Origin of the sequence: Polaribacter sp. ALD11, from assembly GCF_002831685.1 — a bacterium.
Taxonomy (GTDB): domain Bacteria; phylum Bacteroidota; class Bacteroidia; order Flavobacteriales; family Flavobacteriaceae; genus Polaribacter.
This window is the reverse complement of record NZ_CP025119.1, coordinates 1316776-1331682: the sequence shown is the minus strand read 5'-3', so window position 1 is coordinate 1331682 and position 14907 is coordinate 1316776. Positions and strand designations below refer to the sequence as shown.

The 14907-nt window shown below is 28.8% G+C and carries 12 protein-coding genes and 1 pseudogene; 7 read left to right on the top strand and 6 right to left on the bottom strand.

All coding sequences use genetic code 11. From position 1 onward, the window contains the following. Positions 1-103: 103 nt before the first annotated feature. Complete coding sequence (locus tag CW731_RS15785; RefSeq protein WP_232734751.1) at positions 104-211, bottom strand: putative sulfate exporter family transporter; 108 nt, start codon at positions 209-211, stop codon at positions 104-106. Between the two features lie 263 nt (positions 212-474). Between CW731_RS15785 and CW731_RS05960 the strand changes: the two genes are divergently transcribed. From CW731_RS05960 to CW731_RS05950, 3 genes are all read left to right on the top strand, one after another. Continuing rightward, positions 475-2124, top strand: a complete 1650-nt coding sequence (locus CW731_RS05960) for an amidase family protein (RefSeq protein ID WP_100945859.1) — start codon at positions 475-477, stop codon at positions 2122-2124. Positions 2125-2248: 124 nt separating this feature from the next. Further along, positions 2249-3601, top strand: coding sequence for a 30S ribosomal protein S12 methylthiotransferase RimO (gene rimO / locus CW731_RS05955; protein WP_100945858.1), 1353 nt, complete (start codon positions 2249-2251; stop codon positions 3599-3601). Positions 3602-3650: 49 nt separating this feature from the next. Continuing rightward, positions 3651-4382 (top strand): diphthine--ammonia ligase, encoded by a 732-nt coding sequence (locus tag CW731_RS05950; protein WP_100945857.1) that lies wholly within the window; start codon positions 3651-3653, stop codon positions 4380-4382. Positions 4383-4484: 102 nt separating this feature from the next. Here CW731_RS05950 and CW731_RS05945 read toward each other — a convergent pair whose 3' ends face one another. The 3 genes and pseudogenes from CW731_RS05945 to CW731_RS15780 form a co-directional block, all read right to left on the bottom strand. Continuing rightward, on the bottom strand, positions 4485-5099 hold the full coding sequence (locus CW731_RS05945; RefSeq protein ID WP_100945856.1) for a deoxynucleoside kinase: 615 nt from the start codon (positions 5097-5099) through the stop codon (positions 4485-4487). Positions 5100-5163: 64 nt separating this feature from the next. Next, positions 5164-5843 (bottom strand): annotated as a pseudogene (locus tag CW731_RS05940) (response regulator transcription factor). After that, positions 5836-6369 carry a sensor histidine kinase KdpD gene (locus tag CW731_RS15780; protein WP_232734735.1) on the bottom strand — a complete coding sequence of 178 codons (534 nt, stop codon included), beginning with the start codon at positions 6367-6369 and terminating at the stop codon, positions 5836-5838. Before CW731_RS15780 ends, CW731_RS05940 begins: the two are co-directional and overlap by 8 nt. 489 nt (positions 6370-6858) lie before the next feature. Here CW731_RS15780 and CW731_RS05930 point away from each other — a divergent pair, with 489 nt between their 5' ends. The 4 genes from CW731_RS05930 to gldA all read left to right on the top strand — a co-directional run bounded on the left by CW731_RS05930 (position 6859) and on the right by gldA (position 12267). Next, on the top strand, positions 6859-7695 hold the full coding sequence (locus tag CW731_RS05930; RefSeq protein WP_100945855.1) for a GLPGLI family protein: 837 nt from the start codon (positions 6859-6861) through the stop codon (positions 7693-7695). Between the two features lie 35 nt (positions 7696-7730). Then, positions 7731-10481 (top strand): carboxypeptidase-like regulatory domain-containing protein, encoded by a 2751-nt coding sequence (locus CW731_RS05925; protein ID WP_100945854.1) that lies wholly within the window; start codon positions 7731-7733, stop codon positions 10479-10481. A 75-nt stretch (positions 10482-10556) separates the two neighbouring features. Beyond that, the gene (locus CW731_RS05920; protein WP_100945853.1) at positions 10557-11327 is read left to right on the top strand and encodes a hypothetical protein; all 771 of its coding nucleotides are present in this window, start codon (positions 10557-10559) and stop codon (positions 11325-11327) included. A gap of 46 nt (positions 11328-11373) precedes the next feature. Continuing rightward, positions 11374-12267: a gliding motility-associated ABC transporter ATP-binding subunit GldA gene (gene gldA / locus CW731_RS05915; protein ID WP_100945852.1), complete on the top strand. Its 894-nt coding sequence runs from the start codon at positions 11374-11376 to the stop codon at positions 12265-12267. A 150-nt stretch (positions 12268-12417) separates the two neighbouring features. On the opposite strand, the gene CW731_RS05910 is transcribed toward gldA, so the two are convergent. Continuing rightward, the gene (locus tag CW731_RS05910; protein WP_100945851.1) at positions 12418-13965 is read right to left on the bottom strand and encodes a glycosyltransferase family 39 protein; all 1548 of its coding nucleotides are present in this window, start codon (positions 13963-13965) and stop codon (positions 12418-12420) included. Then, positions 13966-14655 carry a phosphatase PAP2 family protein gene (locus CW731_RS05905; RefSeq protein ID WP_100945850.1) on the bottom strand — a complete coding sequence of 230 codons (690 nt, stop codon included), beginning with the start codon at positions 14653-14655 and terminating at the stop codon, positions 13966-13968. Positions 14656-14907 lie beyond the last annotated feature (252 nt).

Sequence of the window (14907 nt, the reverse complement as noted above, 5' to 3'; positions counted from 1 at the left end):
ATTATCCATAGTGTTCTAGGTAGTTTTACAACTCTTAATGCTTCTTCCCGTGGTTTAAAGATGCATCAACAACAGAACTGATGTCTTGTATTGAGATGGCAGACTACAAACCAAACTGTTCTTGTGATAAGTGTAACAAATGCCCAATTGCTGGGAAAACAAACAATGCAATAGAATTTAATAAAAAGACAATTGCTAAAGCAGATTTTATAGATTTGTTATTAGCTTTTATTACAGGTGAAATTGCAGCAATGGCACTTCCTTCTCATATAGTTGTTTCAGAAGTAATTAAATAACCTTTTTTTTTGTCTAATTTAAATAACTTTAACTCGCAAATAGCAAACTTAATATCCTTAAAGAGTTTTATATCTAATTGATTAAGATGTTTATTTTTTCTACTTCTGCAAGTTCAATATTCAACAAGTGTTTTTAAAAAGGTTTAAAATACTATCTTTGAGGTTCTAATTTGTACTCATGAAAAAACTTTTATTTTTTACAGTTTACTTTTTTTTTGTTATTGGCTGTCAGCCCCAAAAAGAGAAATTACCTCTAGTTGTTTTTAAAAAATATGACGAAACTAGTGCTTTAGAAAAGCAACAGAATCATGAAAATAATAGAATGAAATTTAAATTATTTCAATCTAAATACTTAGACATGAATACAGTTTTCGAATCTTTTAATGAAGATTTAGCCTATTTTTCAGAGGAAAACTATACTGCATTAAAACCATTTATTTTAGAGCAAGATATTCCTACGCTTCAAAAAAATATAAAAGATGGAAAACTTTCTTACGAAAAACTAACCTTGTTTTATTTGTACCGAATTCGGAAATTTGAGAGCGATTCGACAAAATCGTTAAATAGTATTATCAGTTTAAATCCTGATGTTTTAAAAGAAGCAAGAGCAAGAGATCAGCACAAAAAAGAGAATAACGAGCACTCTATATACGGAATGCCTGTGTTATTAAAAGACAATATTAATACCAAAGACATGCCAACAACCGCAGGTGCAATTGCTTTGGCAGAAAATAAAAATACCAAAGATGCTTTTATTGTCGAAAAACTGCGTGAAAATGGCGCGTTAATTTTAGGAAAAGTAAATTTAAGTGAATGGGCTTATTTTTTCTGTTCTGGTTGTCCGTTGGGGTATTCTGCAATAGGCGGACAAACTATAAATCCGTATGGAAGAGGCCAATTTGAAACAGGAGGAAGCTCTGCCGGAAGTGGCGTTACAATTGCAGCGAATTTTGCTGTGGCAGCAGTAGGTACAGAAACTGCAGGTTCAATTACGTCACCATCTAGTTTGAATTCTGTAGTAGGTTTAAAGCCAACTATTGGAGTTTTAAGTAGAACAGGAATTGTACCAATTTCGTCAACATTAGACACTCCAGGGCCCATGACAAAAAATGTAATTGACAACGCAATTTTTATGAATGCAATGCGTGGTTATGATAGAAGAGATGTTGCCTCCAAAAAAATAGAGGAAGACTATTATCAAAACGGATTTAAACAAAAATTTGAAGGTAGAAAATTAGGTGTTTTAGTTTCGCTTTTATCAGACTCTATTTATACTTTAACTATTGATAAATTAAGAAAAGTAGGTGTAGAGATTGTCGAAATTACACCACCAGAAATTTATTTTGATGGCTTTACAACTTTGTTAAATATGGATATGAAATACGATTTACCTAAATATTTGTCAAAATATTCAGATAAAAAAATAGTAATAAAATCGGTAAAAGAAGTTATTTCATTCAATTTAAAAGATTCTGTTTTAAGAATGCCTTATGGACAGCAGTTATTTAATGGCATCGTAGAAGATAAAACTACATTAAAAGAATTAAAGGTTATTAAAAATAATTTAGAAAAAGAAGGTCGAAAATTTCTCCAAGCTTTAAAGGATGAAAATTTAGATGCCATTTTGTCTATCAATAATTATCATTCTGGTATTGCAGCAGTTGCAAAGTACCCAACACTTACGGTTCCAATGGGGTATAAAAAATCTGGAGAACCTATCAGTTTAACATTTATTGGAGTCCCTTTTTCCGAAAGAAAATTACTAGAAATTGGTTATGCTTTCGAACAATTAACAAAAGTGAGAAAAATGCCTAAAAACTATCAATAGAAAGAATACCAATCATTTAAAAAGCACTATTTTTGCACTCGTTTTAATTTTTGTGAAGATTGAAACAAAATTTTATAAAAATATACTACTAAAAGCTTAATGCTATTAGTAAAAAGCTACAAATATGCGTACAAAAACCATCAAAAAAAATAAGATTAACGTTGTTACTTTAGGTTGTTCTAAGAATATTTACGATTCTGAAGTATTAATGGGACAATTGAAAGCTAATGGAAAAGATGTTGTTCATGAAGATCCAGAAGATGATGGAAATATTGTTGTAATAAATACTTGTGGTTTTATTGGTAAGGCAAAAGAGGAGTCTATTGATACTATTTTACATTACGCCAAAAGAAAGGAAGCAGGAGAAATTGATAAAGTTTTTGTTTCTGGTTGTTTAAGTGAACGTTATAAACCAGATTTAGAAGCAGAAATTCCGAATGTAGATCAATATTTTGGTACGCACGATTTACCTAATTTATTAAAGGTTTTAGAAGCAGATTATAAGCACGAATTAATTGGTGAGCGTTTAACAACAACACCAAAACATTATGCATATTTAAAGATTGCAGAAGGTTGTGATAGACCATGTTCATTTTGTGCAATTCCTTTAATGAGAGGAAAACACGTTTCTACACCTATTGAAGATATTGTTACAGAAGCAACAAAATTAGCAGAAAAAGGAATTAAAGAAGTAATGTTAATTGCACAAGATTTAACATATTACGGTTTAGATATTTATAAAAAAAGGGCATTAGCCGATTTGTTAGAAGCGTTGGCTAAAGTAAACGGAATTGAATGGATTAGAATGCATTATGCTTTTCCTACAGGTTTTCCTATGGATGTTTTAGATGTAATGAAGAGAGAGCCTAAAGTGTGTAATTATTTAGATATCCCTTTACAGCACATTAATACAGAGTTGTTAAAGTCTATGAAACGTGGTACAACGCATGAAAAAACAACTGCATTAATTCATAAATTTAGAGAAACTGTGCCAAAAATGGCAATTAGAACTACATTAATTGTTGGGTATCCAGGAGAAACAGAAGAAATGTTTCAAGAATTAAAAGATTGGATAGAAGAAATGCGTTTTGAACGTATGGGAGCTTTTGAATATTCTCACGAAGAAAATACTGGTGCGTATGTTTTAGAAGATGATGTGCCTGCAGAAGTAAAGTTTCAAAGAGTAAATGAAATTATGGAAATTCAATCTCAAATTTCGTGGGAATTGAATCAAGAAAAAATAGGAAAAACATTTAGATGTTTGTTCGATAGAAAAGATGGAGAGTTTTTCTACGGAAGAACAGAATCTGATTCGCCAGATGTAGATAATGATGTAATTGTAGATGCTAAAGAACATTATATTAAAATTGGTGAGTTTATAGATATTAAAATTCATGAAGCTGGAGATTACGATTTATACGGAACCCCAGTAACCAAAGTTGAAAAGCCAGTTTCTTTACATCAAAAAAGAAAATAAATAAAAAAATCCTACTTTTTGTAGGATTTTTTTTATGTAAACGATTACTATGAAAAAAACATATTTTAACTGGAGTTCAGGGAAGGATTCTGCATTAGCTCTTTATAAAGTGCTACAAAAGTCAGATTATAATTTAGATTTATTAGTGACTACGGTAAATAAAGATTTTGATAGAGTTTCTATGCATGGTCTTAGAAATGAATTGTTAACCGAGCAAGCCAAATCGATAGGAATCAATTTAAAAACCATAGAATTTCCTGCAGATGTTACCATGGATTTGTATTCTGAAATTATGAAAGACGCTATGGATTCTTTAGTTGAAGAAAAATACACACATACTATTTTTGGTGATATTTTTCTAGAAGATTTAAGGAAATATAGAGATTCAAAATTAAATGAAGTTGGTATTACTGGAGTGTATCCGCTTTGGAAAAAAGACACCAAAGAAGTATTACAAGAATTTTTAGATTTAGGTTTTAAAGCAATTACTGTTTGTGTAAACGCGAAGTTGTTAGGAGAAGAATTTGTTGGTAGAATTATAAATGAACAATTTATAAAAGATTTGCCAGAAAATGTTGATGTTTGTGGAGAAAATGGCGAGTTTCATACATTTGTTTATGATGGACCTATTTTTAAAGAGCCTGTTCATTTCTCTATAGGTGAAAAAGTAATGCGATCCTATACATTGCATGACAATGAAGATGACAATTGTCATCAACCTAAAAAAGAAGAAACAAGCCACGATACTAGTTTTTGGTATTGCGATTTACTACCGAATTAATTTAGTAGAAAAGCCTTTTAGGAATAAGCTCTAAATTTATTTTAGAAGCAATAAATCCGCTCAATTGAGCGGATTTAAAATAGTATTCGATTCTTATTTTGTTTAAAACAAACCGTTTATTTGAGCATCTATTCGATCTATAATATATCCTAAATCTTCTTGGTTGTCTACAAAATCTAAATTATCAACATCAATTATTAATATTTTACCTTTTGTGTAAGTAGAAATAAAGGCTTCGTAACGTTCATTTAATCTGCTTAAATAATCTATAGAAATGGAATTTTCATATTCTCTACCACGTTTGTGAATTTGTCCTACTAAGGTAGAAATATCTGCACGTAGATAAATTAATAAATCTGGCGGTTTTACTAAATTTTCCATCAGTTCAAATAAAGAAGAATAATTGCTATAGTCTCTATTTGTCATTAAACCCATTGCATGTAAATTAGGTGCAAAAATATGTGCATCTTCATAAATGGTTCTATCTTGGATAATGTTTTTGCCCGTTTCTCTTAACTCTAAAATTTGTCTGAAGCGGCTATTTAAAAAATATACTTGTAAATTAAAAGACCAACGTTCCATTTCTGTGTAGAAATCATCTAAATACGGATTCTCATCTACAGATTCATAGTGAGGTTCCCATTTGTAATGTTTCGCTAAAAGTTTGGTTAGCGTGGTTTTACCAGCGCCAATGTTTCCTGCAATTGCAACGTGCATATTTATAAAGTATAAGGTTAAAAGGGTGCATAAAGGTACACAAAATTTATAATTTGAAAAGTAATTAACAAATCAATTTATAACCAAAACCTCGCACGTTTAAAATCTGAATATTTTCATCTTTGTTTAACTTCTTTCTTAGTTTAGATATAAAAACATCCATACTTCTTGCGTTAAAAAAATCATCACTTCCCCAAAGTTTATTTAAAATAAATGTTCTGTCTAAAACCTGATTCCTTTTTTTGTGAAGATAAAATAATAATTGTGCTTCTCTATGTGTAAGTCTTTGCTCTTGGGTAGAAAAAGTAAGTGTTTGTTTGGTTAGATTGAAAAAATATTCTCCTATTTTAATGTTTTGTGTATCTGTTTTTACTCCAACTCTATTTAATAAAGATTGTTATTCTAACAATTAACTCTTCCATAGAAAAAGGCTTTTTTAAATAATCGTTTCCACCATTTTTTAAAACCATCTAAAACATCATTCGTTTGAGATTTTGCTGTTAGAAAAATGATAGGAATTGCTTTGTTCTCTAACCTTATTTCTTTTGCTAATGTAAAACCATCTTTTATTGGCATCATTATATCTAAAACTAAAATATCTGGATGCTCATTTTTATAAATATCTAAAGCTTCTTCACCATTTTCTGCATGAAAAACGGTGAATCCTCTTGTTTCTAAACTTTCTTTTACAATCATTCCTAAACTTGCTTCATCTTCAGCTAAAAGCACTTTTATATTATTCATTAGGCAAGATTATTTTAAAAATAGTACTATTTTTTGTTGATGATAAAGTTAAAGTTCCATCGTGTTTTTCTATGATTTTTTTACTGTAATACAAACCAATTCCAAAGCCTTTTACGTTATGCGTATTTCCTTTAGGAACTCTATAAAACTTATCAAATATTTTTTCTTGCTGATTTTTATCAATTCCGAAACCATCATCTGCAACAGAGATTTGGGTGGTATTTAAAATTGAATTTATATTAATTTTTATGTTTTTTCCACCATATTTTACAGCATTGTCAATTAAATTAGAAATGGCATTTTCAAAATGAAAAAGATCTACCTGTAAGTAAATAGGTTGTAGGTTATAAGAAAACTTAATTTGTTTTTCTGAATGTAAAAACTGATGTTTAGCCACTAATTTTTTAATAGTTTCAATAATATTAATGGTTTCTTTTTTTAAGATTAATTGTTCACTATCTAAAGTGGCAGTTTCTAGTAATTTCTCTACCATTTGATGTAATTTCTTCAATTGAACCGAAGACATCGAAAGGTATTTCTTTGTTTTTCTTTATCGTCTAAAACATTAAAACTTTCAATAGCTTCAATTGCGGTAGAAATGGTTGCAATTGGAATTTTAAACTCGTGTGTTATGTTACTAATTAAATCGTTTTTTATAGTTGCTAATTCTTTTTGTTTATTGATAATTTTTAACAGATAAAACAAACTAGAAATTACCCCTAAAGACAATAATAACGACAAGAAAATTCCGAAAGAACTTCTCTTTAAAGCTTCGGTAATCGGATTGTTGTAAAGTAAGTCAAAAAAAGTTTGATGAAATTCAATCAGAAAAATCTAAAGAAATGATGGAACGGTTTAGTTCTAAAAGAGGAAGTAGTAATGGTAGCACGATCGAAATTAATATTGGGGGATAAAGGATTTTTTTTTAATTAGTAATTAAACTTTTTAGTTTTCTATAAGTCTAAGAAATAGTGCTTAACGTTATTCTTGAATAAAAATTAGATAAAAAAAACTTATGAAACCATTATTTACATTATTTCTAGCATTGATAACCGTATCAACTTTTGCTCAAAAAGACTTTCAAGGAAAGGCTACTTACATGTCTAAATCTACCATAGATCTAGATAATTTTTCTAGAAACGGACAAATGTCTGAGGCTAGAAAAAAACAAATTACAGAAAGAATGAAATCTATGTTAGAAAAAACATTTATTCTAACTTTCGATAAAACGTCTTCTATCTACAAAGAAGATGCAAAATTAGAAGCACCAGGTGCCGGTGGTGGTTTTAGATTTGGAGGTTTATCTGGTGGTGGAACTAAATATAAAAACACCAAAGATTTAATAGCTTTAGAATCTACAGAATTTTTTGGTAAAAATTTTTTAATTTCTGATGTAATGGAAAGACCAGAATGGGAGCTAGGAAGTGAGACAAAGAAAATTGGAGAATATGTTTGTTACAAAGCAACACTTACTAAAGATGTAAACCCTTTAGATTTATCAAACTTTAGAAGAGGAAAAGATGATGATAAGAAAAAGGATGAAAAAGTTGATGAAGCACCGAAACAAATTGTAATAACGGCGTGGTACACACCCCAAATACCTGTAAGTAATGGTCCTGGAGAATACTGGGGTTTGCCAGGTTTAATTTTAGAAATTAACGAAGGTAGAACTACTATTTTATGCACAGAAATTGTTTTAAATCCTGGTGAAAAAGAAGCAATTGAAATGCCAACAAAAGGAAAAGAAATAACAAGAGAAGAATATACTAAAACGATTACCCAAAAGATGAAGGAAATGAGAGAAAATTTTAGAGGAAGAGGTAGAAATGGTGGAGGAAGAGGTAGATCTTAATTGTACAAAAAAATGATTCAACAAAAAAAGATACGATGAAAAAAATATTACTATTAACCATTTTTATGGTTTCATTCATTTCTCATGCTCAAATTACACTTACAGGTGTTGTAAAAGATAGTATTGGCGAGCCTTTAGAAATGGCAAATGTTTTAGCTATAAATAAAATTACTAAGAAAATGTCTTCTTATGGTTTTACAGATGCAAAAGGGAAATACAAGCTAGATTTAGATAAAAATACTACGTTCGATATTAAGATAAGTTACATCGGCTTTAAGGCTGCAGATTTTGTGGTGGAAACAAAAACTGAAAACCTTTTTAAAGATGTTATTTTAAAAGTAGATAATTCTTTAGATGAAATAACCATAGTATCTAAAATGCCAGTAACTATAAAAGGAGATACAATTGTTTACAATGCAGATTCTTTTAAAAATGGTTCTGAAAGAAAATTAGAAGACGTTCTAAAAAAATTACCAGGAGTAGAAATAAATGATGCAGGAGAAATTGAAATTGAAGGAAAAAAAGTCGAGAAGTTAATGGTTGATGGAAAGGATTTTTTCGACGGAGACACCAAATTAGGCTTAAAAAATATTCCTTCGAATGCTGTGGATAAAATTGAGGTTTTAAGAAATTTTGGAGATGTGAGTCAGTTAAAAGGAGTGCAAGATAATCAAGATCGAGTTGCTATCAATATCAAATTAAAAGAAGGTAAAAAGAACTTTTGGTTTGGAGATGTAACTGCTGGTGCGGGGAATTCTACAGATGAAAATTTATACCTTTTTCAACCAAAATTATTTTATTACTCACCAAAATACACGTTAAATGTTATCGGAGATGTAAATAATATGGGAGAAGTTGTCTTAGATAGAGGAGACATTAGAGGCTTTAGTGGTGGTTTTAGAAGTCAAAGTCCTTCTAACGGAACAAATATTAGTTTGGCAAGTGCAGGTATTGGTTTTTTGTCTGCAAGTAGTAGAAATGCAAATAAAATTGAAACAAAACTAACTGCTTTAAACTTTAGTTACTCGCCAAATAAAAAATTAGATTTAAGCGGATTTCTTATTTTTTCTAGTAATAGTAACGGTCAGAAAAACAATAATAGTATAGATTACGTAGATCCTATAACTCCAGATGACTTTATACAGAGTTTAACAGATCAAACGAGTAATACAGGGTTGTTTAAGTTTAGTGCGAATTATAAAAAAGACATCAATAATCAATTAGATTATGATTTTATTGGTCGTTTTTCAAATGAATTTAGAACAGATGCTGTAAATTCTCAAGTTTTAAGTGATATTTCAGAAACTGAAAGAGCAACTCCTTACACTATTAATCAGAATTTAAGTTATTTCTATACAGCAAATGAGAATAATATTTTTGCTTTAGAAGTAAAACATCAGCTACAAGATGAAGATCCTTTTTATGTAGCGTCTTTAGAAAATAATCCTAATAATAATGACGATGCAAATAATGATGGATTTGATGATGCAGCAGAAAGTTTAGGTTTAGAAAGAAGTAATTTGTTTTATAATTTAGAACAAGATAGAAAAGTAAAATCGAATCAATTAGACGCAAAATTAGATTACTACAATGTTTTAAATTCGAAAAGTAATTTGAATTTAGTGATAGGAACCATCTTAAGTAAACAAAACTTCGATTCTAAGTTTTTTCAAATTTTAGACAATGGAACTAATTTTAATCCAAGTCCTACAATTCCAGGAAACACAAATCCAAGAACAACAAACGATACAGAATATAATTTTACAGATATTTATGCGGGTTTAAGATACCGTTTAAAAGCAGGTATTTTTACATTTACGCCTGGTTTTACAGTGCATTCGTATTCGGTAAAAAACACACAATATCAAACAGAATTATTAAAAGATACGTTTCAGAAATTTTTTCCAGAATTTAATATGATTGCTCAGTTTAAAAGAAGCGAAAGTTTGCGTTTTTCATATAAACAAGAGGTTAATTTTACAGATGTAAATCAATTAGCAAGAGGTATTGTAGCCAATAGTTATAATTCTTTTTTCTTTGGGAATGCGGAGTTGACAAATGCGAGTTTACACAATTTGAACTTAAATTATTCTAGTTTCAACTTGTTTAATTATACAAATGTTTTTGCAAGAATAAATTATAGAAAAACGATAGATCAAATAAACAGAAATACCATTTTTGAACCAGGTTCTGTAGTTTCTAGTAGTACTGCTATAAATTCGCCACTAGACAATGAAAGTTTTACAGCATTTGGTAGAGTAGGTAAAACTTTTAATAAAATTAAAACATCATTAGGGGCAAACTTTAATTATAGTAAAACGTATCAATTTGTAAATGAACAAGAAAATACGAATATTATTAATAGCCATTCTTACAATACAAGTGTTGGTACTAATTTTAGAAAGGCACCAAATGTAACTTTAAAGTATGCTGTAAGTTTTTCAGATCAAGACAACAGTGCAAGAGCAGCTATTGTAAAAGGAGTTACACATAAACCATCAATTAGTTTCGATGCTTATATTTGGAATGCTGTAACACTTCGTTCAGACTTTTCTTATAACGAAGTAAGACAAGACGGTAACAAGCAAAATGCATTTAAGATTTGGGATACAACAATTGCTTATAGAAAAGATAAAGATGCAAAATGGGAATACGAAATAGTAGGAAGTAATCTTTTAGGAACTGGTTCTACAACAAGTGTTAACAATGGTACTATTTCATACGCTATAAATGAAACTTTTATTTTACCAAGATTTGTAAGTCTTCGAGTAAGGTATCAATTATAATATAAATTGAATTTTTAAGTAAAAATGACTCAAGAAATTGAGTCATTTTTTGTTTACTTTATTTATTTTAGCCAAATGAGTTTACTAGCATCTAAATCTCCTTTTTACGCAACAGCCAAAAGTTTAGGAGTCCTTTTCTTATTTATTGGTTTTGGACTATTTTTAGATAGTTCTCACATGGTAGAAGTTACAGAAAATGCACAATTATATGCTAATATTAGTATGGCTATTGGTTTTATTATTGCTTTTTCACAAGTTAATAAGCGTGTAAGAGAACAAATGATTTATGCTGTTCTTATAGCAATTGTTGGCGAATATCTTTTTTCTATTGTGTTAGGAATGTACACGTATAGATTAGGGAATGTACCGCATTACGTACCTCCAGGTCATGCTTTAGTGTATGTTGGTGTTTTGTATTTCTCTAAAGCATCATCAATCATTAAACACAAAGTTAAATTAGAGCAAATTCTTACTATTTTTATACTTATCTATGCAACAGTTTTTTTAATTTTTAAGTTTGATGTTTTTGGTTTTGTAATGACAATTGCTACACTTTTAATATTGAGAAAAAAACCAAGAGAAAGATTGTTTTATCTAGCAATGTATGTTACTGTTGCCTATCTAGAAATTATTGGTACAAATTATTTATGTTGGGAGTGGCCAGCTACAGCTTGGGGAGTTTTTGATTTTTTACCAAGTCATAATCCACCAAGTGGTATTAGTCTGTTCTATTTCTTATTAGATTTAGGTACTTTATGGTTGTATAAAAAACGTCATAAAATTGCTTGGTTAAGAATGAAAACTATTAGAAAAATTCGATTGAATATTTCTAATTCAACAAACTAAAACGAACTTATTTACGTTATAAATAGTATTAAAACTACATTTGTTTATGTCTATAAAAGTAACATCCGTTTCTAAGGCTTATAACAGTCAGAAAGCATTACATCAGGTTTCTTTTTCTGCGGATAAAGGTCAAATTATTGGTTTTTTAGGTCCAAATGGTGCAGGAAAATCGACTATGATGAAAATTCTTACAGGTTTTATAAAACCAACTGATGGAGAAGTTCTTGTAGATGAGATAGATGTGTTACAAAACCCATTACAAGCACAAAAAGTAATTGGCTATTTGCCAGAACACAACCCTTTGTATGCAGATATGTATGTACGAGAATATTTGCAGTTTCATGCATCTATTTTTAAGGTTGATAAAAGCCAAATAGAAATTTGTATAGAAAAAGTAGGATTAACTTCTGAAGCACATAAGAAAATTAATCAGCTTTCTAAAGGATATCAACAAAGAGTTGGTTTGGCTGCAGCTATTTTACACAACCCAAAAGTATTAATCTTAGATGAGCCCACAACAGGTTTAGATCCTAATCAGTTGGTAGAGATTAGGGAATTAATAAAAGAATTAGGTAAAGACAAAACGGTGCTTTTTTCTACGCATATTATGCAAGAAGTAGAAGCCGTTTGCGATCGTGTGATCATCATTAAAAAAGGGGAGATTCTAATAGATAAAAAATTAGGAGAACTCAAAGAGAATAATCAACAAGTAATAGAAGTAACTTTCAACTATAAGATTGAAGAGCAATTTATAAATAAATTACCAAACGTAGTTTCTTATAAAAATAATAACGATACTACTTGGTATATCACTTTTAAAAGTGAAGAAGATATGCGATCAATAGTCTTTGATTTTGCTCAAGAAAATGGTCTAAAAATTTTGAGCTTAAATGCACAGAACAAAAATTTAGAAACGCTTTTTAGAGAGGTTACAATTTAGGCTGTATTCAGCACTTCTATATCGAATTTTATGAATCTTAATCGTTAAAAGTAGTGCGTTAAAGTTTCTTTTCTTCTAAAATGGTTTTACTATCAAACAGGCTATTTGGTACTCATTTTTATCTTATTTAAACTAAAATACAGCAGCTTATTAAGGAATTATGTTTTTTTTTTTTGAATTATCAATATTAGATAATAAATAAAGAAAAATATATTTCACTATTTTTTTTTCTCTTATAATTGGAATTTTTGTTAAAAAATCTTGTTTTATATATTTTTTTAGTTCATCCTTTTTAGGGTCTTTAAAGTTTTTACTGTCAGTAATATAGAGTACTTTAGAACTTTGTGGTGTTTGTTTTTTATTGATCCAATAATATTTATGAATGTCTTGTAATGAACCTATTGCATAGACTTTTTTGCCCATTGGTTTTGCTATATAATAATCTATATGTGCTGCAGGAAACCATTTATTAGATACAATTGGTATATCTTTTAATGACGGATTTTTTTCAAAAAAAGAAGCTACTTTTTTTCCTCCTTGTTTCCATCCATACATATCTAAGGTAAAATCGTTACTTCCTAATGCTTGTTTTTCGTTTGTGTCTTCAGGCAATAGCCATCCTTTATTTACAATTGTCTTAGCAAAAAACAGAAGTGCAAATATACCTAGACAGGTGTAAGATATTGTTTTGATGTATTTTTTTTGGTCAGCAACATACCAACCTAATAAAGGGAGTAATGTTATGTAAGAAATACCAGACCAATGAGGTAGTGTGTTTCTGAATAAAGATAAGTAAATAACTGTAAAAATTAAAGGAAATACAAAAACAGCAAACAATTGGAAAACTTTTTTTTCTATTTTCCATTTATTTCTATAATAAGCATGTAATACTGCAACTATTAAAAAAATAGTTAATGGGTTATTATATGTTATTTGTCCTAAAATTTCTCTTACAAAAGAAGTTTTATTAAAACTAAAACTTAATAATGAAACTCTATTATTATGAAAAGAAAAGCTAACAAATTCATTACTATAATTCCAATACAATATGAGTAAAATGGGAATTAGAGGCACTAGTAAAAAAAGGTATAAAAGCTTTTCTTTTAGCCAACTTCTGTTATAGAATAATACATACAAACCAACACCTAATATTATAAAAACCCCTTGGTATTTTGAGTATATCGCCAAACCAGCAAAAAGAAAGGCAATACCTAATTCACTTTTATTTGAGTCTTTAGGGTTTAATGGTAGCGTTTTTAAAAAATAAAAAAAACTCAATAGGTAAAAAGTTAATAATGGGCTATCTGGTAAAATAAATGTACCCGATATTACCAAACCATAAATACTAATATTGTACAATAAAATATTTATAAGCCCTGCTAATTCATCTTTTAATGAAACACCTATTTTATATAAAAGAAACATGTTAAAACTTGCTGGAATAATAGCAGCTAATCGAATCCATATTTCAGAATCGAAATATAAATTAAAAGTAAAAAACTGAATAAAAAAACCAACCATTGACGGATGATCAAAATGACTGAGGTCTGGGTGCAATGCATACAACCAATAATACACTTCATCATTTCCAAACTCTACACTTGCTGCTACAATTAATCTTAAAATTGTAGAGGTTATAATTATTAACAGAGCAATTGTAGAAACCTTTATTTTGTACTTATAAAAATAGATGTCCAATTATTTTTTATTAATTTTATTCATAATTAGATTTACTAACAAAGCTAAAACTACTCCTATGATTGATCCAGCAAAAATATCTATTAAAAAATGTTGAGATAAATATACTCTAGAATAACCAGCTAGTAAAGCACAAAAAACGATAAATATTTGTTGTTTTTTATTTTTAATAGAGGTAATTAATAGTGCACTTATAATAAAAACAGTTATAGCATGTCCAGAAGGAAATGAGTGCCAGTGTGCCATTTTAACTCCTTTTATTAAATGTAAATTTTCTTCACCAAAATATTCAACAGGTCTTGCAGATTTTATAAAAATTAATCGTTTTGTTATTGTAGTTATTATTAAAGTTAATACACCAGAAATAGCGTATTTTAAAGACTCTTTTTTGCTTATAAAGAAAAAATATATAATTAAAATAGCAAACATAATCCCATCACCTAAATAAGTAATATATTTAAAGGTGAAATCTAAGAAGGGAGTATGATATTTATTTAAAGATAAATGAATATCTTCTTTTTCAAATAAACTAACAGTTATTAATAGGGTTAGTATAAAAAGAGTATACATTATATAGACCCATTTACTCACATAACTCCTACTTTTTAAAACGATAATTTTTTTTATGAATTTTGAAATTTTTTCAGAAAAACTATTCTGTAATCTTATCTTTTTTATTAATTGATGCATTTTTGTTATTTTATTAAATTGGTGTTTTCTTCTCGCTATAAAAGCGAGAAGATTTCTTGCAATTGTATTTTTAGAAAAGTTGAGGTTTGTTTTGTAGGAATTTTATTTACATCAGAAATAAAATGTCGAACCCTTTTTGATGTTTGTTGTTTTTATGCAACTTTATAATTTATGACGCCTAGTAATAAGTTATTAATAGGTGTTGCTTTAAACATTTATTATATTCTATAAATGATGAAATAATATTGTTTA